This is a genomic window from Ensifer sp. Root1252, from assembly GCF_001425885.1.
Taxonomy (GTDB): Bacteria; Pseudomonadota; Alphaproteobacteria; order Rhizobiales; family Rhizobiaceae; genus Ensifer; species Ensifer canadensis.
Window position 1 is genome coordinate 38,413 of record NZ_LMDT01000007.1, and the last position, 25,957, is coordinate 64,369.

A 25,957-nucleotide genomic window follows, 5' to 3' on the forward strand; every position below is an offset into this window, starting at 1 on the left:
CTATCATCGAAGAAGGGTGGCTATATGCTGGAACCAGGCGACCAGCGGCGGCGGCAGGTAAATGCCTGCGCCCAGTACGAGCGCCAGGTGGGAGTACATCGGTATGTAGGAAGCCTCGGCTGGTGCCGTGCTGCCGCGCGGCTGTCCGAAGGCAACCCCGGTGAGCCGCAGCAACAACGCGCCAAAGGCGATCAGAAGGCCGAAGACGAGCGGAATGGCAAGCAGGGGCTGCCGGGCGAAGGTGGAGCTCACGACCAGGAACTCGCTCATGAAAATCCCCAGCGGCGGCAGGCCGGCAATGGCAACGACGCCGATCACCAGGCCCCAACCGAGCCCCGGATGCGTTTCGGTGAGGCCGCGGATGCTGGAAAGCCTTTGCGTTCCCTTGATCTGCGCAATGTGGCCGACGGCAAAGAAGATCGCCGATTTGGTGAGCGAGTGCATGACCATGTGCAGCAGTCCGGCAAAATTGGCGATCGGCCCGCCCATGCCGAAGGCAAAGACGATGATGCCCATGTGCTCGATGGAGGAATAGGCGAACAGGCGTTTGATGTCACGGCGGCGGTAGAGCATGAACGCGGCGAAGACGAGTGATATGAGCCCCATCGTCATCATCAACGGCCCAGGGGCGATCGCCTCGGGACTGGCGGCAAGCAGGATCTTGAAGCGCAGGACGGCATAGAGCGCGACATTCAGCAGGAGGCCCGAGAGCACCGCCGAGATCGGTGTCGGCCCCTCGGCGTGCGCGTCGGGCAGCCAGGCATGCAAGGGCGCAAGCCCGACCTTGGTGCCATAGCCGAGCAGCAGAAACACGAAGGCGACATTGAGGAGAGCCGGGTCGAAGGCGGCAGCGTGCGTAATCAGGAGGGTCCAGACCATCGCATCATAGCCTTCGCCGACGACAGGCTGCGCGGCCATATAGACGAGGATGGTGCCGAACAGCGCAAACGCGATGCCGACGCTTCCCAGAATGAAATATTTCCACGCGGCTTCGAGCGCTTCATGCGTGCGATAGATGCCGACCATCAGCACGGTCGTCAGCGTCGCAAGCTCGACGGCGACCCACATCAGGCCGATATTGTTCGACACGAATGCGAGATTCATGCCGAACATCATGATCTGATACATGGCGTGGTAGAAGCGAAGGTTTGCGGGCGTCAGCCGGCCGGTTTCCAATTCATGTGCGATGTAGCTGGCGCTGAAGATGCTGGTGGTGAAACCGACGAAGGCGTTGAGGACGATGAAGACGATGTTGAGATCGTCGACGAGGAGATACAGTCCCGGTATCGGCCTTGCGGTCACGAGCAGCGAAAGAGCGGCAAGCAGGGTCAGCAGGCTCGCGACGACGTTCAGCCGAGCCGTCAGCCGATAGCCGGGCAGGAGCGCCAGCAGGGCAGCGGCGGCGACCGGTATCAGGAGAACGGCGGTGACTGCATCGAAAGCCAAGAGGGGGAGGAGTGCGTTCATTTCCGCCTTCTCCCCTTGAAATCATCGAGCGCACGAACATCGACGGTGTCAAACCTCTCGCGGATGCGAAACAGGAAAACACCGATCACAATGAAGGCGATCAAGATCGAGAAGGCGACGCTGATCTCGACGACCAGCGGCATGCCCTTTGCGCCGGTCGCGGCGAGCACGAGCCCGTTCTCGAGCGACATGAACCCGACGACCTGGCTGACGGCGTTGCGGCGCGTGACCATCACCAGGAGCCCGAGAAGCAGAACCGACAGCGCGAAGGCAAGATCTTCGCGCGCCAAAGGATTGGCTTCAGGCGTGACGCGCAGCATGACCACCATCGCCAGTGCGACAAGTCCGATACCGGCCAGCATCGTCGGGCCGATACCGACGACGGTCTCGATCTCACGGTGGATGCCGAGTTGCCGGATCATGCGGTGGAGCGCAACGGGGATGATGACGGCCTTGAAGACGAGCGCAATCGCTGCCGTCACATAGAGATGCGGAGCATCCTGGACGAAAGCCTGCCAGGCCACCGACAGCGTCAGCACCAGCGAATGCAGCGCAAAGACGTTGAGCAGCGCATAAAGGCGATCCTGATACAGCATCATCATACTGACCAGGACCAGGCCACCGGCAAGCATGTGCGCAATATCGAAAACAAGGCCGCTCATCACAGGCTCCTCGAGACGAACAGCAGGAGGGTGGCGAGCAGGCCAAGCATCAGTGCCGCACCGAGGAACTCCGGCACCCGGAAGATCCTCATCTTGGCGGTGGCGGTTTCGAACAGGGCAAGCAGCGTGCCGCCGACCGCAAGCTTGGCGAGGTAGGCGAGTAGCCCCACCAGGTAGACGGCGGGACCGGCCTCCAGGACCGCAAGTTTCCAGGGGACGAACATGCAGGCGATCAGGGAGATGTAGAGCAGCAGCTTGAGAGAGGCGGCCAGTTCGATCATCGCGAGATGGCGCCCGGAATATTCAAGTACCATGGCCTCATGCACCATGGTGAGTTCGAGGTGTGTCGCCGGGTTGTCGACCGGGATGCGGGCATTCTCGGCAATCGCCACCATGATCAGAGCGATCAGGGCGATCCCGAGCGAAACGCGCAACCCCACCTGCGGAGAGGTCATGAAGGCGGCGATGGTGGAAAGCTGGGTCGAGCCCGCGACAAGGGCAAGCGTAAAGATGATGAGCAGCATTGCAGGCTCGGCAAGTGTCGCGATCATCACCTCGCGGCTCGATCCGAGGCCGCCGAAGCTGGTGCCGACATCCATGCCGGCAAGTGCCAGAAAGAAGCGCCCGCTGCCAAGCAGGGCAATGATGGCGATCAGGTCTGCGGTCCAGCTGAACATAAGGCCCGTAGCGAACGTGGGGATGATCGCCGCCGCAACCCAGGTGACGGCGAAAATCACATAAGGGGTCACCCGGAACAGCCAGGACGCATTCTCTGCCAGTACCACTTCCTTGCGCAGAAGCCGCAAGATGTCGCGGTAGGGCTGGATAACGGGCGGCCCCTGCCTGCGCAGCAATCGCGCCTTGACCTTGCGGATGAAACCGGTCAGCAGCGGTGCCAGCAACACGACCGTTACCATCTGGACTGCCTGGACGAGGAGGGCGGAGATCACGACCATAGCGCCAGCACCAGGAGCAGGACGACGAGCGCCAGGAAGACCAGGCTTAGATAGCGCCTGATGGTGAGAAATTGCAGGTGATTGAGCTTGTCTGCGATAAATCCGACGGCGCCGGCGATCGGTACGTAAAGCCCGTCCCAGATCAGATCACGTGATACGACGGCAAGACGCGCCGGCCGCAGATCGCCTGGCGCCGGCATGTCAACCCGTTCGCGGGCTTGGAACGCGAGCGTCCCGAAAACCCGCCTGATGGGCTGGGCGAAGCTGCCGGCGGTATATTGCGTTGCAGGGTCGGCCTCGGGAAAGCCGCAGTCCCAGGCGGGGGCGCGCCGCAGAGCCCGCGAGGCGAAGCGGTGGACGAGATAGGCCGTAAGCGACGCCGAGAATGCGGTGAACAGGAAAACGAGCAGGCCATTATAGGAACTGCGGGTCTCAGTGATTGGTACGATCGAAAGCCATGGGACCCCCATCTGCACCGGCATCCGGGCGCCGATCAGAGAGAGCGTCACCGGTGCGAGACGGTCCATGACGATCCCAGGCAGAATGCCCGCGAGAAGGCACAATGCAGCCAGCACCAACATGGCGGCAAGCGAGAGGCGGTCGACCTCCCGTGCTTGCCCGGCGACGAGCGTACGTGGGCGCCCAAGGAAGGTCACGCCGAATGCCTTGACGAAACAGGCAGCTGCGAGCGCTGCCGACAATGCCAGCAAGCCACCGATAGCCGGTATGATGATCTTGAGCCCCCATTGCGGCAGATCGGGGCTTTGAAGGATGGCCTGGAAGGCCAGCCATTCCGAAACAAAACCATTGAGCGGCGGCAGAGCCGAGATTGCCATACAGCCGACAAGAAACGCAAAACTGGTGAACGGCATGCGATGGATGAGACCGCCCAGTTTCTCCATGTCCCGTTCGCCGGTCGCCACCAGCACGGCGCCGGCGCCGAAGAAGAGCAGGCTCTTGAAGAACGAGTGGTTGAGAACGTGGAACAGGGCAGCGGTGAGCGCCAATGCCGCCGCCAATCCCATGCCATTGGCGGCAAAGGCGAGTGCAAGCCCGAGGCTGACGAAGATAACGCCGATATTCTCGATGGTGCTGTAGGCAAGTAGGCGCTTGAGATCTTTCTCCATCAGCGCGTGCAGGATGCCGAGGACCGCGGTCGCGCCGCCGAAGATTAGCACGACAGCGCTTGACCAGGCCGTCGGTGTGCCGAGCAGGTCGAAGACAACCCGGATGAAGCCGTAGACGGCGACCTTGGTCATGACACCGCTCATGAGTGCCGAAACGTGGCTCGGCGCGGCCGGATGTGCCAGCGGCAACCAGACATGCAATGGCACCAGCCCTGCCTTGGAGCCGGCGCCGAGCAACAGGAGAACGAGCACGATACCGGCTGTAGACGACGTGTGCTCGGTAGCGCGCATAACGGCGAAATCGTAACTGCCTTCGGGACCGGCAAGCAGGCCGAATGCGAGGAGCAGGGCCAGCGTGCCGAAGCTCGCCATGACGATATAGAGGTAACCTGCGTTCCGGTTGCCGGCGGCCCGATGGTGCGCCATCACCAATGCCCACGAAGCCAGCGACATGAATTCCCACGAAAGCAGGAAGGTAAAGGCATCGTCCGCCAGAACCACGAGGTTCATGCCAGCGAGAAAGGCTGGGAAAAACGGCAGCACCCGTTGCGGCGCATGTTCGTGACGGCCGTAGCCGAGGCCATAGAGACTGGCGAGGGCGCCCCCGAGATCGACGACCACAAGGAAGAAGGCGGCAAGCGCGTCGAGCCGGAAATGGGCTCCCAACCAAGGCAACCCGAGGGGGAGAGTGAGCGTCGATGCCGAGGTGGGAGAGACAGCCGCAGCAAGTTGGATGAGCGCGGTCGTAAAGGCGATACACGAAACAACAAGGCTTGCACCGTAGATCACCTGTGTCGCCCGGTCGGACCGCGCAGCCAGGATCGCCAGGATCGCCGTTCCCAAAAAAGCCGTCGCGCATAGCAGCATGACGACCGCCGGCGTCATGAGCGCGCCCTCGGTCCACGCACTGTTCCCGGTAGTTTGGAGGGTTTCCGCGGCAAGGGCTTGACGTTGGCGTTTGCTTTCAGCCGCACCCCGCGTCCGCTACCTTCGCTGACCGCTCCCTCGTTGATCACCTCTATGCCAGCGGCATCCAAGGCTGCAAGCAGCCGCATCAGCGTATCTACATTGCCGCGAACGACATGCGCGCTTGCTTCCATGCGCTGGATGGTCGGCACCGAAACCCCGGCCAAGTCGGCCAGATGGCGCTGGTCGATGCCGAGAAGGGCCCTGGCGGCCCGTAACTGAGCGGCAGTAATCACGATTCAACCATCGCTTATGTTACTCAGGCTCTGATGTTTGAAGCTTACGGCCTCCTTATTGATGTTTCAAATTAATATTGCGAGGTCACGAAGATCACGCGCGCCCGGCGCACCGCAAAAGCAATGAATGTAAGCTCAATTGTCCCGCCCATCGGACCGTCCCACGAGCGTCAGCCAGTGCTGCCAGCGTTGTCATTCATCGTAGTCTCCATCCTTTAGTGATGGCTAAGATGCCGAATGTCGCGCCGACTTTGCTTGCGCTGGATCAATTGGGGCAAATTTACCGCGACAATGAAGATTGAGCGCAGCCAGCCCGCTCCCAGGCTCCAGTCGAGAAGAGAAAAACAGCACTGGCAAACCAAGGAGCGACAGCAAACGCCTTGATCCTGGTCAATGCAGCTCGGCGTCCAAAGAATATGGTGTTCCTATGATACGATCTTCTTTCCAGTTCTCGGATCGATCCGATGCAGGACGTCAATTGGCGGCCAGCCTGGCCGACCTCGACCTGATCCACCCCGTCATTTACGCGCTTCCTCGCGGCGGCGTGCCGGTCGCACTAGAAATCGCGCGTGCGCTGCACGCACCTCTAGATCTTATTCTCGTGCGCAAGATCGGTGTGCCCGGAGCACCCGAGGTGGCGCTTGGTGCTATTGTGGACGGTGCAAGCCCTGCGACCGTCATCAACGAGGACATTCGCAGGCCGATCGGGGCCGACGACATCTATCTGGAGCGCGCAAAACTGCGCGAACTTGCCGAACTCGAGCGCCGCCGCACGCTATACCTCGGTAATCGCGCGCCAGTGGATCCGACCGGACACACTGCCATCATTGTCGATGACGGTCTCGCCACCGGGGCCACGGCAAAGGCAGCGCTCATCGCGGCTAAAACGCGAGGAGCTGTCAACGTCATCCTCGCCATTCCGGTCGCACCCGAAGAAACGCTCGCCGAGATGCGTCAGCACGCCGACGTTGTGGTGTGCCTTCTTCCTTCCAAGAACTTCCAGGGAGTGGGATCATTCTACCAGGACTTTCACCAGCTAACTGATGAAGAAACGATCGGACTGCTGCGTCAGGGATGGGCTGAGTTTGATCAAGCTGCCACGAGCCCCATGAAGCGCCAGGTCTCGGTACCACCGCTCGGCCTGCTTGGTGATCTAAGCGTGCCAGCGGACCCGCGAGGCATCATCCTGTTCGCCCACGGTAGCGGTTCAAGCCGCCTTAGTCCGCGAAACACTGCGGTCGCCGACAGGCTGAACGCCGAGGGTTTTGCCACTCTTCTTCTCGATTTGCTGACTGCGGACGAGGCCGAAGATCGCCGGAACGTCTTCGAGATACCTTTGCTCGCGGAGCGCCTGCTCGAAGCTGCGATCTGGATCGGAGCCGAGCCAGATATTGCAGACTTGCCACTGGGTCTGTTCGGCGCAAGCACTGGCGCCGGCGCGGCAATGCTGGCGGCCGCCGAACTGCGCGACCGCGTAGCAGCGGTGGTGTCACGCGGTGGCCGCCCCGATCTTGCAGGACCACGACTGGCCGAGGTTGAGGCGCCGACCCTGTTTATCGTCGGCGGCGACGACCGGCAGGTTCTTGAACTGAACCGCAAGGCACTGGCCGTCTTAAGATGTGACAAACTGCTGAGAATCGTTCCCAACGCCACACATCTGTTTGAGGAGACTGGCGCATTGGCGACCGTGACCGACATGGCCAGCGTCTGGTTCGCGCATTATCTGACGCTGCCGGCATCCGGGCGAATGCCTGCGCCAGCGCGGACGCCGCCAGCACAGCATATCCCGACGGTGGCCATCATACGGGCGGCCGCCGAGCCGCTACCCTCGCTGGATGACCCAGATTTCGCCACTGCCTTCGACCGATTTGCCAATGCCCGTGTCGTGTTGCTTGGTGAAGCGTCTCACGGCACGTCGGAATTCTACCGGGCGCGCGCCGCCATTACGCGCCGGTTGATCGAGCAGCATGGTTTCACCATTGTTGCGGTCGAGGCTGATTGGCCTGACGCCGCTACGATAGACCGCCATGTGCGGCGCAGACCGCATCAGCCGACGAATTCAACGCCATTTTCCCGGTTCCCGACCTGGATGTGGCGCAACAAGGATGTTGATGCCTTCGTCAGCTTCCTGCGCAATCACAACGCAAGAAAATTGCCCAACGATAAGGTCGGTTTCTACGGCCTCGATCTCTACAACATGACGGCGTCGATCGCCGCGGTGCTCGCCTACCTCGATCGCGTCGATCCAGAGGCCGCGGCGGTGGCCCGCGCGCGCTACGCTTGCCTGTCGCCATGGTCGCGAGAGCCAGCAGCTTACGGCCGCGCATCGCTGACCGAGGGCTACGCATTATGCGAACGGCCTGTGACACGCATTCTCGTCGACCTCTTGCAGAAGGAACTCCACTACGCAGAAAAGGATGGCGCGGAGTTCTTTGACGCTATGGAGAATGCCCACCTTGTGGCCGATGCGGAACGCTACTATCGAGCCATGTACTACGGTGCCCATGAGTCCTGGAACCAGCGTGACCAGCATATGTTCAATACGCTACAAAATATCCTCGCCTGGGCAGGTTCAAGGGCGAAGGCGGTGGTCTGGGCACACAACTCCCACGTCGGGGATGCTCGGTTCACAGATATGGGGATGGAGCGAAACGAGCTGAACATTGGCCAGTTGTGCAGACAGGCCTATGGAGAAGATACCGCCCTGATAGGCTTTGGCACGCATACTGGTACCGTCGCCGCAGCTTCGGAATGGGACGCGCCAATGGAGATAAAGACGGTGCGCCCGTCGCGCTCCGACAGTTACGAGGCTCTATGCCATGAGGTCGGCACTGACCGCTTCCTGCTCGACCTTCGCGCTGGGCGGCACGACGACCTTCGCCGTGCCATGGCTGACCCACGCCTTGAACGTTACATAGGGGTTGTCTATCGGCCGGAGACAGAGCGCTGGAGCCACTACAGTTACGCATCACTGCCCGATCAGTACGATGCTTTCGTATGGTTCGACAAGACTAGCGCCGTGATCCCCTTGCCGACGCAAGTGGCCGCCGGGGAGGATGAAACCTATCCTTTCGGCCTGTAATGTCATTCAAATTGACCAAAAATATGAAATGGGTCTGGCCCCTAAACTTGATTACCGTGAGTTTGATGTTTTCGCCATTGCTCTTGCTCGGGATTAATTGAAAGCATTCTGACGCGTTCGATCGCCGTGAGTACCGCAATCTCGGCGCCCGCGTCGCGGGCGGAGTCCACCGCCTTTTTGAAGCAAACCGATTGATCAAGATCGAGCATGTAATTCCCATCGCACGGCCTCAGTAAGCGCGCATAAAACCGCCTCGATGGCGAGCTGTGCCTCAAAAGAAATGCCGGTCCTCGATGCACGATCCGCAAGCTTACCTCGGTACCACGGCGAAAAGGTTCCGCCGATTTGCAAAGAGGAAGGGCATACTCATGAATGCTCCCGCGGTTGCGCCGTGGATGGTCAAAGGGAAGTCGGGCGGCGGTCGAATCTCCCTGTAAACGAACCATCAAGGGTGAGAGGCTGCACTCGCGGTCTCTCTCCCAGATCCCTACGCGCCCCCCGCATCGCGGTAAGCGGGACGCGCAACCAGTTGCAACAGAACGCAGGCAATTCCACTCCTTAAATTAGGAAACAAACGCAGTATGCGCCTGTGGCGCTTGTCTCTCGCGCGATGCAGACGGCGTGCCCGCCCCGACGGCGGTACGACTTATCCCGTTCTCAGCGTGAGTATCGTCACCACTTTCGCCTGCAAATCTAGGCAGATCTGACGGTACTCATGTATCAAGTCCTCACGTCTCGTCATCTCTCGCTCGAGATGTCGAGCGTCGTCGATGCCAATGCGTAGGCCTCGAAATGGATGCGATGGTCCATTGCACCCCGCAATTGCTCGCGATGGCCTGGCAGCACCATGTCCAGTCGAGCACGCCCCAGTTCCAACAAGCTCATGCGCCCTCCAATGCCGCGCGGCCCGCGCAGGGTTAGTAATTCCGTGCTAACGGCGCGATGGTCCGGCTACGGCACGTCAAGAATATTAGCAGCCGTGCTGTTGATCCCGCGCCGGATGTTCGACCCCCTCTGCCTTTCCGCCGCGCAGCCTGAACCGGTAGTTCTGACCCGTTGCTGACCCAACAACATCAATCGACGAAGAGCCGCTTCTCCGGGAAAGCGGACGCCGCGAGTTGCTTGGGACAATTTCGCGCTCGTCATGACATATGGACGGAATCAGAATTGCCCCACGAAACCGAGATGCGGAGCCGTGTTCGCTGTTTGACTGTTGTCGGACTTCTGCCGGTGCGACATCGCTTTTATTGGCGTAATATGAGAATTCTTTGCACCAATAGCTCATGATGATCGGACCTTTGGATGGGCGAGGCAAGTGCTGACGCTCCCTACTGGAGCCAGGACCGGACCGCGTTAGCGGCGTCTCTCGGATCCGGCCCGGTCGGTCTCACCTCCGATGGCGCTGCCGCTGAGCTTGCCCTTGTCGGCCCCAACAGCGTCGAGGATGCGGTGCATCTGAATGCTCTACGGCTCCTGCTGCGTCAGTTCGAAAGCCCTCTTGTTCTCATCCTGGCCTTCGCCGCGGCAATCTCTCTGGTGCTGAAACAATGGGTCGATGCCGGAATCATTCTGGCCATCGTAATGGGAAGCTCGCTGCTGAGTTTCTTTCAGGAGTACCGGGCGTCCACCGCAGTCGAGGAACTGAAGAAACGCCTCTCACTGACCTGCCGCGTCGTTCGCGATGGAGCGGAGCAACAAGTCTCCGTCAGCACGATCGTTCCCGGTGATCTCATTCTGTTGTCGGCTGGTAATCTCGTTCCAGCGGACGGCGTGGTGATCGATGCGGCGGACTTCCTCGTCACCGAGGCAAGCATGACCGGCGAGTCCTTCCCGGTCGAGAAGCGCCCGGGGACCGTCAGGCCGGACGCGCCCATCACGGAACGGACAAATTCGGTATTCCTGGGCGCATCGGTGCGCAGCGGCACGGCAAAGGTGCTCGCGGTCAAGACAGGCCATCGAACCGAGTTCGGCGCGATTGCCGCCAGGTTGCGGGCGCGTCAGCCTGAAACCGACTTCGCCCGCGGCGTGCGGCAGTTCGGTTACCTGCTCATCCGCGTGATGGTCGTGATCGTCCTGTTCGTGCTGACGGTGAACCTGCTGCTCGATCGTCCGGTAGTCGAGTCGCTGCTATTCGCCGTGGCTTTGGCTGTCGGATTGTCGCCGGAACTTTTGCCCGCCATCATCAGCGTCACCCTCTCGGCCGGCGCACGCGCCATGAGCAAGCGTGGCGTCATTGTGCGGCGGCTCGACGCTATCGAGAACCTTGGCAGCATGGACATCCTGTGTACCGACAAGACCGGCACACTGACCGAGGGCACCATCGTTCTGAGCGATGTGCTGGACGCTGCCGGCCGTCCTTCGGAAGAGGTTCGGCGGCTCGCCTTCCTGAATGCGGCTTTCGAGACCGGGATCAAGAACCCGCTGGATGCGGCGATTGTGGCGGCAGGCGAGAGCGCCGGCCTGACGACGAGCGGTCTGATCAAGATCGACGAGATCCCCTACGACTTCATGCGGCGTCGGCTGACGATCGTCGTGGCGGAGAGGGCAACATCAACCCAGCACCTATTCGTGACCAAGGGGGCGTTTTCGAACGTGCTCGACATTTGCTCCTCGTTCGATCGCGATGGCGTCGAGGTTCCGCTGGATGCCAAAGCGCGGGCAGAATTCGAGACCTTGTTCAAAGCCAGCGGCGCCGAAGGATTTCGGGTTCTCGCGCTTGCCACCCGCAGGGTCGCAATAAAGGCGGATTACGACCGCGACGACGAACGCGAGATGACCTTTTGCGGTTTCCTTGTCTTCTATGACCCTCCCAAGGCGGATGCGAAACGCACGATCCATGACCTCAACCGTCTTGGCATCCGCATCAAAGTGATCAGCGGCGACAATCGCTACGTGACTGCCCATCTCGCCGAGGCCGTCGGACTGGACGCCAAGTCCATGCTGACCGGCGAAAAACTGGCGACATTGAAAGACGAGGCGCTATGGCACCTCGCGCCGCGGACCGATCTCTTCGTCGAGATCGATCCCCAGCAGAAGGAACGGATCGTGCGCGCGCTCCAGCGGACCGGGCACTCGGTCGGCTATCTCGGCGACGGGATCAATGACGCGCCGGCTCTTCATGCGGCCGATGTCGGCATCTCCGTCGAAGAGGCGGTCGACGTTGCGCGCGAGAGCGCCGACATCATCCTCTTGAGCCGCGACCTGGACGTCCTCCGCACCGGCGTTGAAGATGGCCGGCAGACATTCGCCAACACGCTGAAATATATTTCGATCACGACCAGCGCGAATTTCGGCAACATGATCAGCATGGCGCTGGCGACACCTTTGTTGCCGTTCCTGCCGCTCGCAGCCAAGCAGATCCTTCTGAACAATTTCCTCTCCGACGTGCCCTCGATCGCGATCTCCAGTGATAACGTCGATCCGGAGCGGGTGCTGCGTCCGCAGCGTTGGAACATCAAGGACATTCGGAAATTCATGATCGTCTTCGGGCTGATCAGCTCAGTCTTCGATCTCTTGACCTTCGGCGTCCTGCTCCTCGTTTTTCATGCGAATGAGGCGACCTTTCAGACGTCGTGGTTCATGATCTCGCTACTGACGGAACTGGCGGTGGTGCTCGTCTTGCGCACCCACAAGCCCGCTTTCCGCAGCAAACCCAGCCAGTTGCTCTTGGGGTCGACCGTTGCGGTGGTCATCGCGACTTTCGCCATCCCGTTCCTTGGAGGCCTGCCGTCGGTGTTCGGGTTCGTACCGCTCTCAACGGCCCAGCTAGCCGCCATTGTCGTCATCGTGCTCGGATACATCCTGGCCACAGAAATGGTGAAAGCGCGGTACTTCCGGTTGGAGAATTCGACTTGAGCGGGATGCTGCGCAACCGATCGCCGAATGAGGCCGATCCCGTTGTGGGGTCGACGCCAATCCTCCAACTTTTCGCGAGCACCCGCGAGGACCAGATGTAATCTTTATCATGCTGCCACGTCGCACTTTTTTCACGGGCCGGGATGTGGTTCCAGCCGGCATCCCTCCTGCGAGTGTTGGTTAGACCCTCTACGCCGAAGCAGGCAGCAATTTCGCTTGTGCCGCAAGCGCCGCAGCCAGCTTTTCGTTCTCAAGGTCTAGCAACTCCAGAAGAACGCGCCTTTCGGATTCGTCTGGCGCTAATAGATGCAGCTCCTGATCTCCAGCAAAAGAAGGCGCTTGCTCTTGCCGTCAAGGGAAGGCTTCACGGGCATTGTGCTGTGCTTGTTTCCGATTTGTGCGATCTAGGATCGCATAAGGGATCAACTGGACTGGGCCGATGCGTAAGCGTGGCGCGGTTGACCGCAGGGGAGCGGGTTCCTGGAAAGGAGTTCGTCAATCCTGTTTGCGGATTGATCGGCCACGCGATCGAAGGTCACCTTGATCTACATTTGTCACGCAAGGGCTTCGATCGGGGGCGGTGTCCAACGCCCCTCCAACGCCTCCGCCCTGGGCAGATAGAGCCTCATGACCGCATAGAAGATTTCGCTCGGGGCGGGGAGCCAGTTCGATTCCAGCTCCGGTCCTGGGCTTTCGTGCTGCAGGTAGAGGACGATCTGGCCGTTGTCGCTCTTCTTGAGTCCGGCAAACATCGGCGAGTTGATCAGGTAACGGTCGATGGGGTTGTCGACAAGGAATTGCTTGGGCCTGTCATACATGGTTAGCGACCAAAAGGCGTCAACCGGTGGAAGCGTCTCGGGCGTGAAGGTCAGAGTGTATCTTCCTGTCCGACCGTCAAGTGGCGCCTTCTGTGCGTCGAAGGCATAGATGACATAAAGCGCCTCCTGCACGGAGTTACCGTAGATGCCGCCTTGCGCCGCGGCGGCGCGGACCATGAACCGGCCCTTCATGAATTCGGGCGTACCGAATATCTTGGACGAATCCGTCAGCCGGGCAGCCTCGTCGCGAATCTCCTTTTCCGTCGCGACCGCCACGCCATTCATGAGCGTTACAGTTTCTGCTCCGGGCCACGCTGCTCTTTCACGGATACCAAGCTTGGCAAGGTTTGCCCGCTGCGCCTCATCACCCGAATAAGGTGGAGCGAACTGCAACAGGAAGGCGGCAAGCGACCAGTATTTTGTAACCATCAACTCGTCCGAGATGGGTACCCAATCACCGGATGGCGGCGGAACCGAAGGCGGCGTTTCCGCATAGGCTGACAGCAGCGCGGCCTTGTAACCCGCCTGGATCTCTTTCACCTTCTCGAGATCGTCGGGCGAGAAGAGCTGCGTCCTGATGATGCCTATGGCGAGCGTGGTCGGCATTTCGATCACGCGCTTGATGCCCTTCGGTATATCGCCCTTCCAGCCGGGGCCGGTGATCAGAAAATCACCGCCGCCATTGCCGTCGACCCGGGTACCCGGATAGTCAACGTTGTTGGTGTAGAGGTCGATGAGTTGCAGCGAATAGTAGCGGTCCTTCTCGATCGGCGGCATCGTCACGACGACAGGTTCAGCTCTCAGATCGAAGACGATGAAGGAATAGGGCGTGTCGGAATTCGGCGTGATGATTGCAGTATCTTCAGGCGTGTAGACCCTGGCGATGCTGACCAGAGTGTTGAGTGGCCCCTTATATTGGCTGCCGCCCGGTTCCAGCGCGTATTGATACATGGTGAGGTAGTTCTTCACCATCGGATAGGTGTAAATATACGCCTCACGGGCGATCGCCCTGATGTCATCCTGCGCGAAAGCCGGAAGTGACGGCAGCAGCATCAGTGCAGTGGTGCCTTGCAAAAAGGTGCGGCGCTTCATCTTTTCACGTCCTCCACAACCGGGAATTTCCAGCTTCCGTCGAGGACTTGCATCTGGGGCCGATACAGGCGGACCATGTAGTTCCATCCTTCAGGCGTCGGCAGGCAGTTGGCGACTTTGCCATCGCAGCCTCCGAACTGGATCGTGATCGACCCGTCGGCGCTCTTCTTCGCGGTCACGTTGTTCAGCGAGTAGGCATTCAACTCGTTAGGCGTGAAGAAGCCGTCCTTGTTGTAGACCGTCACCGACCAGAAGTCCTTTACGGGAACATCGTTCACAGTCAGCCGATAGATGCCCTTGCCATCGTTCTTTTCCGGCGTCACGTTGAGATAGAGCGCGTCCTTGTCCGGGTTTCCACCCCATCCAAGTGCTGCTCCAATCAGATGCCGGACCGGATCTACTTCGTCATGCGATCCAAACATCTTCGCGGTGTTCGGGAGCAACGCGCCGAGATCCAAGAGCGCGCGGCGGGTCCTGTCCCGGCTTTTGCCGTCCCACTCGGGGATCTCGAAACTACCTGCTGCTGGTTGCTTGACCGTAACCGCATCCTGAAGCGCATGAACCTTCTTCATATCTTCGGCGCTATTAGGATCAGCGAAAAAGCGAAAGGCAGCCACGACGTAGCGGGTACCTATGTCGTTGCGCGTCAAGGTGTACGAGCCAGCCCCATAGTATACGCCATGGGCATAATGGTCTTGGTCGATCACCAGAAGCGACACGAATCGGCCGTCGGTATCCGGCACGTCAATCGTCACAGGTCCCGCATCGAGATCGAATACGGCGGAAGAATAAAGAGTGTCCCGGTTCAAACGGATGATTGTCTGCTTGTCGAGCGGTGCCATTTCGCGCGTGTGATCGAACTTCCCGAAGCCACCGTTCGCGGCGATGCCGGAGAAGTACAGGTCGCTCTCAGCGCGCACGAAGTTGTCGCTGTTGACGAAGATTGGGTCGGCAGAAGCCGGAAGCGCAGCAAGCAGTGCTGCCGCCGCAATCGTCGAGAGGCTCAATTTTGCAAGAGACATGGAAACCCACCAAAGTTGAATTTGAAGATGCGGACTGACCGACGAACGTTAGAAGCGCACGACCAGTCCGAGGATCGGACCTTGCTGCACCGCGTCGAAGATAAAGCGGTCGTGGTTGTAATCGACGCCGAGTGCGCGATAGCCAGCGATGGTTGAGATCCTGTCGCTGAACTCGTAACCGACGCCGGCGGCGAGATCCCAGTCAAGATCCGCCTGTCCGGCCCCGACCAGACCCCAGGCGCTGAAATAGAAGTGGTCCGTCAGGAAATACCGACCGCGAATGCCCGCTATGGCGTCCACCCATGTGGCGCTGTCACGGCCCGAAATCCCACCTAGAAGCCCGCCGGAAAAAGAGAGCTCTGTACTCACATGCCAGACGCGCACCCCGGTCACGACGTCGACGTTGCTGCGGCCATCCTGAAAGACGGCATAACCCGCACCGATGAGTCCGGCGAATGTCTCCGACGTAGTGTCGACCCGTCTCGTGACGACACCGAGCGGAGTGGCAGCCTCCGACGACACCTTGGTGTAGATGACGTCACCAAAGACGCTGAACCGATCGTAACGCGCTTCGCCGATCCCCATGAACCCGACGTCGAGATCCTTCAGGATGTCGCCGAAATCGGACTCAAGATGAACTGCGGGTAGACCGAACTGCCCGATATCACCAGAGATGCCGGCGCCCCAAAAATAAGGGCTTGCCGCAAAGGTCCAGCCCTCACTTGACGCCTTGGCTTCGGGGACAATGAATGGCTGCTGAAGGTCCGCAGCGTTCGCGGACGAAGCCTGCATGACAGTGATCAACACTGCCGCCGCTAGTAGACAAGCTTTCATCGACCTGGCTCCGCCATTGAGCATAGCTTGCGCTCTGGTTTGCGCTTTCGGTAACAGGAGTGTCGACCGATTTGCGAACCATTCCGGAGGCTGGTCGGCGTAGGATTGCTCTCCGCGTCGAATGCTCATGGTGAAGACACCGGAAGGGCGCGGTATTTCCTTGCTGCGGTAGTGTGACGCAATTGAAGAGCTCAAGCTGTATGTAACCCCGTCGACCGTTGGCGATGAGCCCACTCTGCATATGCGATGACGAAAGATTGTCCGGATCCAGACAGTTTACGAAATTTTGTGTTCGATCAGCGAAAGACGTTCTGTCCAGATCGTGGCATGTGGAGGGACCAAGTTGGAGTTGACACGGGAAAAGGCAGAACAGGTCCTGAGCCAGGGCCCTTGGCTCGCGAGTATGACCGAGCAATTTCGGACGGAGCTGCTGCGCCACGCGCATTTGCTGAAGTTCGCTCCCGATCAAATCATCTATCGATATGGCGATGCGCCTGGCGGAATGTATGGTCTTGTTGCCGGTTCTCTCACAATCAACTCAGCGCCCTCCGACGCGATCCCCCGTCTGATCCATCTCGGAATGGCGGGCGCATGGACAGGTGAAGGTCCTTTTCTGACCGGCCAACCGCGCAGGGTGGAGTTGAAAGCTCTTGGTGACGCTTGGATGATGCATGTGCCACTGGACGCCCTGGAGCAGATGGCGGCACGGAATCCTGGCGTATGGCGTGCGGTGGGCTTGAACACAGTCTTAACCGTGGATGTTCTTGTCCGTATTATTCATGATCTGCAAAAGCGCAATGTCGAACGCAGAATCGCGTCCGTGCTTCAGCGAGCGGGTTGGCTCGGCGACATGGCCATCCCGTTGTCCCAAAGCGACCTTGGCGTCATGGCAAATGCATCACGGCAGCAGGTCAACAGAGCAATGCGGAGTTTCGCAAGGGCAGGTTGGGTAAACTACACCTATCGTTCTGTGACTATCATAAATCCGCAAGCGCTAAGACGGTTCTCCGACGGAGATGGCTCGGAGTAGTAAAAACAAGAATAGTGCCAGCCACGGTCTGGAATCCAATTCCACTCAAGGCGGCGGATTGACGTCTCGTATCGTCGAAGGCACGATTGCCTGAAAGTCAGCAGTGGCCCCTCGTTTTCCTTGTAGCTCTCACATGGGTAGCTGCACGCCACTACAGGCACCTAACTAGTCGATATCAAACACGAGTCTCTGCTGCAGACCGCCCGTTGCCCGATTGGACAGGGTAATCGATCCGCCGTTCCGCTCGATAATTTCCTTGGCGATCGCGAGTCCCAAACCTGCTCCAGGTACCGATTGCCGGCGGGCGGGGTCGACACGGAAGAAGGGCTCGAAGGCCTTGTCGAGAAGATCAGACGGGATACCGGGTCCTCGATCGGCGATCGTGATGATCGCCTCGTTGTTTTCCACCGTGACGTCAACGTGGCAGCCTTGGCCGTGGGTGGCGGCATTGACAATCAGGTTTCTGAGCGCGCGGCGCAGGCCGAGCCCGCCGGCGCGCACTGAGACTTTGTCGATGCGGCCCGCCTCCACTTTCAAGCCGAGGGAGGCGAGTTCTTCGACAACGCCCAGCACCGCACCGTCCAAGGCCGTGGGTTCCAGGTTGTCTTCGTCGATTTCCTCGCGCACAAGGCTGATGGCACTGTCGGCGATGCGATCGAGTTCATCGAGGTCTCTCACCCAATTTTCGCGGTTCTCGTCTGGCAGGAACTCGGCGCGTAACCGCATGCGGGTCATGGGCGTTCTCAGATCGTGACCCGCCGCCGCAATGAGCCTCATCCGGCTCTCCATCGCCGACTTGAGCCGCGACGAAAGCCGATTGAGGGCACGTGCGGTGGCACGGACGTCGCTCGAGCCCTCTTCCGAGAGGGGAGCGAGAACGCCGTCTGGCCCAATGCGCGCTACAGCCTTTTCAAGCATCGCCACGGGTCGTGTGAGCACGGCAGCAAAGTAGAGTGAGACGGCGGTGGCGCCGAGCACAATCAGGATGATCCAGCCCGACAGCACCAACCAGCGATCGCGCGGCGGCGAATAGTCGGGAACATCCAGGATCAGCCACTGGCCGTTCGCAAGCGGAACGGACGCCACGATGCCGGGCCTTCCTACGGCGCGCGCCACAACGGCGGAAAGTGCGCTACCGCTTTTCTTGAAAGCTTCGTTGAGGAACTGCGTCGCCCTTTCATCCGCTTCGCCTTCGGCCGGTCGGTCGCGCAGATCAATATCCGGCTGCGGTCTGCCTGCTGCTACGGTTGGAAGCAGCTCGGTGAGAAGTCGGATCTGCCGGGCCAGCGGCTCGACGGTCGCTTCGGGCGCCGGGCCGCGAATAACACTTACAACTGCGAGCGTCGCCAGCCCGACGACGCCGACGATCGAAGCGATCAGCAGGATCGCAATGCGCATTCTGAGCGAGGTCATTCGGACATGTCCACGGCTTCGACGCGCACGGTCAGTTGGTAGCCGCCGTTCCGTACGGTCTTGAACAGAGGCGATCCTTCGTTGTCGCCGAGTTTGCGCCGCAACCGGCTCATCAGAACGTCGATCGACCGGTCGAGCGGATCGCGCCCACGTCCCTGGGTGAGATCGAGGAGTTGATCGCGAGAGAGGAGACGGCCGGGCCGCTCGATAAACACTTGGAGGAGTTCGAATTCGGCGCCGGTAAGGTCGATGTTTTCTCCAGCCGCGTTTGTCACCTGCCTCGTTTCGGGCTCCATCGTGTATACGGCAAAATGATAGCTGCGCTTGGTCGGAGCGTCGTGCTGGCCGATGACCGCTCGGCGGAGCACGGCACGAATGCGCGCGACGAGCTCACGCGGGTTGAACGGCTTGCCGAGATAGTCGTCCGCGCCGAGCTCAAGCCCGATGATGCGGTCGACATCCTCCTTCAGGGCGGTCAATAGGATCACCGGGATATGCGGCTTGCGATTGCGCAAGGCGCGACAGATGTCCAGTCCCGAGCCATCGGGCAGCATGACGTCGAGGACGACCAGATCGAAATGGCCCGTGGCCAGCCTCATCTCGCATTCTGCGCGGTTGGCGGCCGAGGATACGCGGAATCCCTGCCCATCGAGATAGCGTCCAAGCAAGGTTCGGATTTCGCCGTCGTCGTCGACGACAAGAATATGCGGCTGAGTCTGCATCGTCCGTATCATTCAGTCCCTGTTACCAGCCGTGACTATAGGGCCGAGCCAAGGGTCTCGCATGGAAATTTGCAACCGAATGTTTCCGTCGATCGCCCAGCAAAGTTCAGCAACAAATCTCCTGAAACGAGAAACCTTGAGACACAGCTCGAAGCACGCCGGAAATGGATGCGTTCTACCTCTCCCTTCGTCACAGACACGTGGAAAGGAAACACATCATGCGAAACGGATTTCGGGCGCTTGGCGCCGCGTCCATCGCCGTGGTTCAGGTTGCTGCCGCACAGACGGCATTGGCCGCCGAACAGACTGCAGTCGTCGAAGAGGCTGGCCAAACCTTGGAGCGGGCAGGGCATGGCGACTTCGTCCCACCAGGGCCGCGTCGGTTCGAGGGGCGAGCTGGGCGCCAGATGCCTGGATTGGATGTGCCACCTGAAGCGGCGCTCGCCGCCTGTTTGGCGATCCTCGAGACACGCATCGGAATTCGTGCCGAGCAACTGAACGCATGGCGCGACTTCACCAGCGCCCTGCAGGCGCTCCTGTCTCCGCCGGGGCCGCGCCACTTCGATCCGCGTGAGTCGCGCCCGGAAGCCATGCCTGGCGGCCCGCCCCAACTCGCTTCGGACGCTGCGAAGGGGCCTTTTGCACGTGAGGAAGCCCTCGCCGATGACTTCGTCAAGCGCGCGGAGGCAGCGCAGAAGCTCAAGTTGGCCATCTCGGCGCTCCGCACCACCTTGACCCCTGAACAGCAAGCAATTCTTGCTTCGGCGCTTCACCCCTGGGGGCCTGAGTTCGACCCGGGAGGCCGGGGGCGTGCGCCGGAGGATGCAGCCGGCCCGGCAGGCGGCCACAAAGTGGGCCATCCGTGAAGCCGTCCCCAGGCGGAAGGGCACTTTGCTGATGCAGACCATGACAAGAGCAATACCCATGAGAACGTCACTTAAAAGATCCCTCCTCGTTGCGGCGGTCCTAGTCCCGGTCGCGGCTGTGGCGGTGCTGAAGGCCTACGGGCGAACGAGCGAGGCGCCGGGAAAAGAACCCGTCCCGGCCCAGGCTTCACTGACGGTCTCCGTCGAGAAGGTCCGCACGGACCCGTCCGCCATTTTCGTGACAACAACCGGATCGGTAGAGGCCTGGCAGGAGGCGACAATCGGCGCCGAAGCGAGCGGGCTGCGTTTGGCGGAAGTTCTTGTCGAGGAAGGCGACCACGTCGCCAGCGGCGAGATTGTCGCACGGCTGGACAGCGCGCTCTTGAAAGCGCAACTCGCCGAACAGCGGGCCGCGGTCGAGCAGGCACGCGCGACGCTGGAGTCCGCCCAGTCGGCGTCTGCGCGCGCGCAGAAACTCCTGGTCAGCAAGGCAATCAGTGTCGAGAGCGCCGAAGAGAAGTCGACCACCTTCAAGACCAGTCGCGCCCAGCTCGCCCAGGCCGAAGCGGCTGCCGAGCGGAAAGAGGCGGAACTGGCACAGACCGAGATCCGGGCTCCGTTCGATGGTGTCGTTTCCGAGAGGCCTGCGGTCGTCGGTGCGACCGTCCAGAACGGAACCGAGCTGATGAAGATCATCCGCGACGGTAGAGTCGAAGTCGCCGTGCAGGTTCCCGAAAAGAACCTGCAATCCGTCGCGGTTGGGCAGGCAGCGACAGTCACCGATGCGTCCGGCAGGGTATCCCAAGGCAGCGTTTCGTCTGTTGCGGAGAAGGTCGACGCAACTACCCGCCTCGGCACGGTGCGCGTGTCGATCGCCGACGGTTCCGCGCTCAAGCCGGGCATGTTCGCACGCGTTTCGATCGAAACGGCGGTAAGCCGCATGCCGAGCGTTGCCGAAAGCGCGCTTATCTGGCGAGACGGCACGTCGTCCGTTTTCGTTGTCGGGGATGGCGGCAAAGTCACGGCACGAGCAATTGAAACCGCCACGCGCAGCAGTGGGCGCGTCACCGTCCTTTCAGGCCTGGAGGGCGGGGAAAGCGTCGTCATCGCCGGGGCAGGTTTCCTGACGGACGGCAACACGGTCCGCGTCAGCCCTATCGCGGCAAACAACACCTCAAACACCGCGAGTAGCGAGACACTCCGATGAACGCCATTTCCTCCTGGTCGATCCGCAACCCTGTTCCGACCATCGTCCTCTTTCTGTCCTTGACGATCGCCGGGCTCTACGGGTTCACGCAGCTTCGTATCAACAATCAGCCTGATATCGACTTGCCGACCGTAACGGTGACGGTGTCGCAGCCGGGTGCTGCGCCGAGCGAGATGGAGGTCCAAGTCGCTCATGTCATCGAAAACGCCGTGGCGAGCCTCGAAGGCGTTGACGACGTCTCGACGTCGGTCAGTGAAGGCTCGTCCACCACGACGGTCGAGTTCACACTCGACACCGATCCGGAAACCGCGACCAACGACGTGCGCAACGCCGTGTCATCGGTTCAATCAGACTTGCCGGACGGTGTTACCGAGCCAGTCGTCACGCGCGTCAACGCGACCGGCAACTCCGTGCTGACATTCACGGTCGACGCGCCGTCCATGGCATCGGATGAACTGAGCTGGTACATCGATAACGACGTCGCCAAGACGATGCTTGGAGTGGACGGCGTATCGAAAATCGAGCGTTCCGGGGGCGTTGATCGCGTGATCCGGGTCGAGCTCGATCCGGATAGGCTCGCGGCGCTCGGTATCAGTGCTGCCGATATCAGCCAGCAACTTGCCAGGATCAACGTCAACCAGCCGGGCGGCCGCACCAATGTCGGCGGCCGAGAACAGTCGGTCAGAACCGTCGGGAGCGCGAAGACGGTCGAGGCGCTTGCCGAAACGCGCGTGCCGCTCTCCAACGGCAACGATGTAAAGCTCTCCGATCTCGGACAAGTCGTCGACAGCTGGGAGAAGCCGCGCCAGACCGCGTTCCTGAACGGCCGGGAAGTGGTGGCATTCAGCGTCTATCGCTCAATCGGTTCGAGCGAGCTCGACGTCGTCGAAAAGGTCCGTGCGGCGATTGCCGCGGCCGACGCCGGAAACGCTGACGTCACCCTTACGGAGGTGACCTCGTCCGCCGGCTTCGTCGAGGAAAGCTATGATGCGGCCCTGGAAGCCCTGTGGCTTGGGGCATTGCTCGCAATCGGCGTCGTCTGGCTGTTCCTGCGCGATATCCGCGCCACGCTGATTTCGGCAGTCGCCATGCCGATGTCCTTGATACCGACCTTCGCAGTGATGTGGGCCTTCGACATATCGCTGAACAACATCACGCTGCTGGCGCTTTCGCTGGTGGTGGGGATCCTCGTCGACGATGCCATTGTCGAGATCGAGAACATTGTCCGCCATATGCGCCAGACTGGTGCCAGCGCTTACCGCGCGGCGATCGAGGCAGCCGACGAGATCGGCCTTGCGGTTGTCGCAACCACGGCGACCATTGTCGCCGTCTTCTTGCCCGTGGCCTTCATGCCGGGGATCCCCGGCAAGTTCTTCCTCTCCTTTGCCGTCGCCGTCTGCGTCTCCGTGCTCTTCTCGCTCGTGGTCGCGCGGATGTTGACGCCCCTGATGGCTGCCTATCTGATGCGCGCCGGAGGCCATGCCAGCGAGGATGCGCCCGCCTGGGTGCCGACCTACGTCTTGCTGCTGCGCATCGCGCTCAGGCACCGCTGGATCACGCTCTTTGCCGGCGTCGCATTTTTTACCGGCTCGATCATGCTGGCCACGCAGCTTCCGACCGAATTCATGGCGGCGACGGACCGCGGCCGGTCGGTGATTTCGGTCGAACTGGCGCCGGGCTCGACCATCGAACAGACGTCGGCCATCGTGAAGGACATTACCCACCGGCTTGAGGGCGATCCGGTCGTCGCCAGCGTCTTTGCCTCTGTCGGCACGGCGGCGGAATCGGGCGCCGGCCCGAACCGATCGTCTTCCTCCTCGGAGGTCCGCACGGCGACAGTCACGGTGAACCTCGTGGCGGCGGACGAGCGCAACATTTCGCAACAGGAATTCGAAGCACAAGCCGCGCCGAAGCTTGCCGATATACCGGGAGCCCGCATTCAGTTCGGTGCCGATGGCTCCTCGGGCGCCAAGGTGTCCGTCACGCTCGTCGGCGACGATCCCGATGCGCTTGGGGCCACAAGCGATACGCTGCTCCGACAAATGCAGTCGGTCCCGGGGCTGACGCATCCGACATCGACCGCCACCAACACGAAGCCGGAATTGATCATCCGGCCAGACAATGCGCGCGCATCCGAGCTTGGGATCACCCCGGCTGAGATCGCCGAGACGGTGAAGGTGGCGACCATTGGTGACAACGACGCGAGCCTACCGAAGTTCAACCTCGGAGACCGCCAGATATCCATCATCGTGACGCTGCCGGACGGAGCGATCGATGATCCCTCCAAGCTCGCGGTTCTGCCACTCACCGGCACCAAGGGTACCGTGCCGCTCGGCGCGATAGCCGACATCGACTTCGATGCCGGACCGAACACGATAAGCCGTGTCGACCGCAGTCGCAGTGTTACGATCGAGGCGGAATTGTCGGGCATCACCCTCGGCGAAGCGAGCGCGGCAATCCGCAACTTGCCGGCGATGCAGTCGCCGCCGGACGGCGTCCACGAGCTGGCGCGCGGCGATACGGCCCGCATGCAGGAGCTGTTCTCGGGTTTCGCGACCGCGATCAGCGCCGGAATCCTGCTCATGTATCTGACGCTCGTTCTGTTGTTCCGCGGCTTTGTCCAGCCGGTGACGATCCTCGTCGCCCTGCCGCTCTCCGTCGGCGGCGCGCTCGGCTTCCTGCTGCTGACAGGCAAGGCGATCGGGATATCGGCCCTGATCGGACTGCTGATGCTAATGGGCATAGCCGCCAAGAATTCAATTCTGCTTGTCGAATATGCGCTGAAAGCCGAACAGGAGGGTGGCATGGGCCGCATCGAGGCGCTGCTCGATGCGGCGAGCAAGCGCGCGCGGCCGATCGTCATGACGTCGATCGCCATGGGCGCCGGCATGCTGCCGATCGCGTTTGGGATCGGCGCCGACGCGGAAACGCGCGCACCGATGGCCATCGCCGTCATCGGTGGACTTCTGTCGTCCACGGTCCTCAGTCTGGTTTATGTGCCTGTCGTCTACACTTTCCTCGACGACATCCAGCGCATTCTTGCCTGGCTCCTGGGCAAGCTTCTGCCGGAAGGGACGGAGCCGCGCGTATCAGTGAAAGCTCAGGAGCGCTGATCCGTGCGTCATCTTTCCATCGCATTGGGGGCGGTCTGCCTCCTCGGCGGCTGTGCCGCGGTTGGCCCCGATTACGCCACACCGAACCCCACGCTTGTCACCAGCTACGCGGAACCGGCGCAAAAGGGGTCCGCTGTCGAGCCCGAGACGCGCTGGTGGGAGGCGCTCTCTGATCCCTTGATAAACCGGCTCATCTCGGAAGGGCAGATCTCGAACCTGACCGTGGCCCAAGCCCTGGAGCGGGTTCGCGAGGCACAGGCCGACGCCAAGGCGATCGGAGCCGAAGGATTGCCGGACGTCGACGGCTCGATTTCATCCGAAACGACGAAAACGAGCGGCAAGTCAGCGTCGACGACCGCGACCGGAGAGTTGGCCAGCGGCTGGGAAATCGATCTCTTCGGCAAGTATCGGCGCAGCCGCGAAGGCGCGCGAGCCACGGTGGAAGCGGCGCAGGAGGATCTGAGCGCAGCGCGCCTCGCCCTGCTCGGCGATATCGCCACTTCCTATGTGGAGGCGCGCGGGTACCAAAATCGACTTAGCGTGGCGCGCAGGGCGCTCAACGGAAAACGAGAGGCGGTCACCGTCGTCCAGGCTCAGCTTCAAGCCGGCGGAGCCACCACCTTGGACGTCTCCCAGGCGGTCGGGAGCGCCGCCTCGACGGAAGCGAACATTCCCGCGCTTGAAACCTCGCTGCATGCGTCCCTCAATCGGCTGGCGTCGCTGCTCGACCTTCCGGTTGCAACGATGCGCACTGAGCTCGCAAAGGGGAGGGCAGTGCCGTTGCCGCGGCAGAGCATTTCGGCCGGCCTGCCGGCGGATCTCCTGCGCAACCGGCCAGATATTCGCCGTGCAGAACGAAACTTGGCGGCCGTGGTCGCCGAAATCGGCGTGCGCGAGGCGGACCTCTATCCAAGCCTGTCGCTTTCCGGTTCGATCACTATTTCCGCCGAACGCATCGCCGGCCTCTCGACCGATAGTGGCGGCTGGGCGCTCGGCCCGTCGCTGACTGTACCGGTTTTCGACGCCGGTCGGCGCAAGGCCCTCGTAGACGTCTCGCGTTCTCAGGCGCGCGAGCAATATTTAGCGTATCGCGAAACGGTGGCGAGCGCGGTGGAGGAGGTGGAAAACGCGCTCGTCAGCTACAATCGCGAACGACAGCGGCAGATGGCTTTACGCCGGAGCGTTGTCGCCTACAAGCAGGCCGTCACGCAGTCGAGCGAGCTATACAAGTCCGGCGCCGCGGACTTCCTCGATCTGCTGGACGCGCAAGACGATCTCTACTCGGCGGAAGACAAGCTGGTGCAGAACGAGGCGGCGATTGCAACGGCCTATATCACACTGTGCGAGGCGCTCGGTGGGGGATGGGCAATCACAAATCCTCTGGAGCAGTCGAGTACAGGAAACTGAGGGGTGCGGCCGTTGGTCATTCGATCTCCCGCGGCGGTCGTGTTGAAAGGAGGTTCCCTCAGCCATGCTCTTGACGCAAACC

General features: G+C 61.1%; 19 protein-coding genes. 7 read left to right on the forward strand and 12 right to left on the reverse strand.

Translation table 11 applies throughout. The features are described from left to right. Nucleotides 1-3: 3 nt before the first annotated feature. The 5 genes from ASD02_RS09450 to ASD02_RS09470 are packed head-to-tail and all read right to left on the reverse strand — an operon-like array spanning nucleotide 4 to nucleotide 5,414. Nucleotides 4-1,467 (reverse strand): hydrogenase 4 subunit F, encoded by a 1,464-nt coding sequence (locus ASD02_RS09450; RefSeq protein ID WP_057220595.1) that lies wholly within the window; start codon nucleotides 1,465-1,467, stop codon nucleotides 4-6. After that, nucleotides 1,464-2,129, reverse strand: a complete 666-nt coding sequence (locus ASD02_RS09455; protein ID WP_057215043.1) for a hypothetical protein — start codon at nucleotides 2,127-2,129, stop codon at nucleotides 1,464-1,466. The genes ASD02_RS09450 and ASD02_RS09455 overlap by 4 nt, the downstream gene beginning before the upstream one ends. Beyond that, nucleotides 2,129-3,085 carry an NADH-quinone oxidoreductase subunit H gene (locus ASD02_RS09460; RefSeq protein WP_057215046.1) on the reverse strand — a complete coding sequence of 319 codons (957 nt, stop codon included), beginning with the start codon at nucleotides 3,083-3,085 and terminating at the stop codon, nucleotides 2,129-2,131. The genes ASD02_RS09455 and ASD02_RS09460 overlap by 1 nt, the downstream gene beginning before the upstream one ends. Beyond that, complete coding sequence (gene hyfB / locus ASD02_RS09465) at nucleotides 3,076-5,097, reverse strand: hydrogenase 4 subunit B (protein ID WP_057220596.1); 2,022 nt, start codon at nucleotides 5,095-5,097, stop codon at nucleotides 3,076-3,078. Before hyfB ends, ASD02_RS09460 begins: the two co-directional genes overlap by 10 nt. Continuing rightward, entirely contained in the window at nucleotides 5,094-5,414 is a 321-nt protein-coding gene (locus ASD02_RS09470; protein ID WP_057215054.1) for a helix-turn-helix transcriptional regulator, read from the reverse strand. The genes hyfB and ASD02_RS09470 overlap by 4 nt, the downstream gene beginning before the upstream one ends. 427 nt (nucleotides 5,415-5,841) lie before the next feature. On the opposite strand from ASD02_RS09470, the gene ASD02_RS09475 reads away from it, so the two are divergent. Continuing rightward, nucleotides 5,842-8,496 (forward strand): erythromycin esterase family protein, encoded by a 2,655-nt coding sequence (locus tag ASD02_RS09475; protein WP_057220597.1) that lies wholly within the window; start codon nucleotides 5,842-5,844, stop codon nucleotides 8,494-8,496. Nucleotides 8,497-8,537: 41 nt separating this feature from the next. Here the strand turns inward: ASD02_RS09475 and ASD02_RS38080 are convergent, their stop codons facing one another. Both ASD02_RS38080 and ASD02_RS38085 read right to left on the reverse strand, forming a co-directional pair. Beyond that, nucleotides 8,538-8,705 (reverse strand): hypothetical protein, encoded by a 168-nt coding sequence (locus ASD02_RS38080; protein WP_156407992.1) that lies wholly within the window; start codon nucleotides 8,703-8,705, stop codon nucleotides 8,538-8,540. 529 nt (nucleotides 8,706-9,234) lie between these two features. Continuing rightward, nucleotides 9,235-9,381 (reverse strand): hypothetical protein, encoded by a 147-nt coding sequence (locus ASD02_RS38085; RefSeq protein WP_156407993.1) that lies wholly within the window; start codon nucleotides 9,379-9,381, stop codon nucleotides 9,235-9,237. Nucleotides 9,382-9,798: 417 nt separating this feature from the next. On the opposite strand from ASD02_RS38085, the gene mgtA reads away from it, so the two are divergent. After that, nucleotides 9,799-12,351, forward strand: a complete 2,553-nt coding sequence (gene mgtA / locus ASD02_RS09480; RefSeq protein ID WP_057215059.1) for a magnesium-translocating P-type ATPase — start codon at nucleotides 9,799-9,801, stop codon at nucleotides 12,349-12,351. 554 nt (nucleotides 12,352-12,905) lie between these two features. Here the strand turns inward: mgtA and ASD02_RS09485 are convergent. The 3 genes from ASD02_RS09485 to ASD02_RS09495 are packed head-to-tail and all read right to left on the reverse strand — an operon-like array spanning nucleotide 12,906 to nucleotide 16,117. Beyond that, a complete protein-coding gene (locus ASD02_RS09485) occupies nucleotides 12,906-14,261 on the reverse strand; it encodes a DUF1254 domain-containing protein (protein WP_057220598.1) in 1,356 nt (451 codons plus the stop codon). After that, nucleotides 14,258-15,283 (reverse strand): DUF1214 domain-containing protein, encoded by a 1,026-nt coding sequence (locus ASD02_RS09490; protein WP_063978334.1) that lies wholly within the window; start codon nucleotides 15,281-15,283, stop codon nucleotides 14,258-14,260. Before ASD02_RS09490 ends, ASD02_RS09485 begins: the two co-directional genes overlap by 4 nt. 48 nt (nucleotides 15,284-15,331) lie before the next feature. Next, a complete protein-coding gene (locus ASD02_RS09495) occupies nucleotides 15,332-16,117 on the reverse strand; it encodes a hypothetical protein (RefSeq protein ID WP_057220647.1) in 786 nt (261 codons plus the stop codon). A 403-nt stretch (nucleotides 16,118-16,520) separates the two neighbouring features. Between ASD02_RS09495 and ASD02_RS09500 the strand changes: the two genes are divergently transcribed. Continuing rightward, entirely contained in the window at nucleotides 16,521-17,147 is a 627-nt protein-coding gene (locus ASD02_RS09500) for a Crp/Fnr family transcriptional regulator (RefSeq protein ID WP_082555513.1), read from the forward strand. A 165-nt stretch (nucleotides 17,148-17,312) separates the two neighbouring features. On the opposite strand, the gene ASD02_RS09505 is transcribed toward ASD02_RS09500, so the two are convergent. After that, complete coding sequence (locus ASD02_RS09505) at nucleotides 17,313-18,560, reverse strand: ATP-binding protein (protein WP_057220599.1); 1,248 nt, start codon at nucleotides 18,558-18,560, stop codon at nucleotides 17,313-17,315. Beyond that, nucleotides 18,557-19,282 carry a response regulator gene (locus tag ASD02_RS09510; RefSeq protein WP_057220600.1) on the reverse strand — a complete coding sequence of 242 codons (726 nt, stop codon included), beginning with the start codon at nucleotides 19,280-19,282 and terminating at the stop codon, nucleotides 18,557-18,559. The genes ASD02_RS09505 and ASD02_RS09510 overlap by 4 nt, the downstream gene beginning before the upstream one ends. Before the next feature lie 218 nt (nucleotides 19,283-19,500). Between ASD02_RS09510 and ASD02_RS09515 the strand changes: the two genes are divergently transcribed. The 4 genes from ASD02_RS09515 to ASD02_RS09530 are packed head-to-tail and all read left to right on the forward strand — an operon-like array spanning nucleotide 19,501 to nucleotide 25,875. Then, the gene (locus ASD02_RS09515; RefSeq protein WP_057215080.1) at nucleotides 19,501-20,148 is read left to right on the forward strand and encodes a Spy/CpxP family protein refolding chaperone; all 648 of its coding nucleotides are present in this window, start codon (nucleotides 19,501-19,503) and stop codon (nucleotides 20,146-20,148) included. Nucleotides 20,149-20,206: 58 nt separating this feature from the next. Continuing rightward, complete coding sequence (locus ASD02_RS09520) at nucleotides 20,207-21,355, forward strand: efflux RND transporter periplasmic adaptor subunit (protein ID WP_162250516.1); 1,149 nt, start codon at nucleotides 20,207-20,209, stop codon at nucleotides 21,353-21,355. Beyond that, complete coding sequence (locus tag ASD02_RS09525; RefSeq protein WP_057220601.1) at nucleotides 21,352-24,468, forward strand: efflux RND transporter permease subunit; 3,117 nt, start codon at nucleotides 21,352-21,354, stop codon at nucleotides 24,466-24,468. Before ASD02_RS09520 ends, ASD02_RS09525 begins: the two co-directional genes overlap by 4 nt. Before the next feature lie 3 nt (nucleotides 24,469-24,471). Further along, nucleotides 24,472-25,875, forward strand: coding sequence for an efflux transporter outer membrane subunit (locus ASD02_RS09530; protein WP_057220602.1), 1,404 nt, complete (start codon nucleotides 24,472-24,474; stop codon nucleotides 25,873-25,875). The last annotated feature ends 82 nt before the right edge of the window (nucleotides 25,876-25,957 follow it).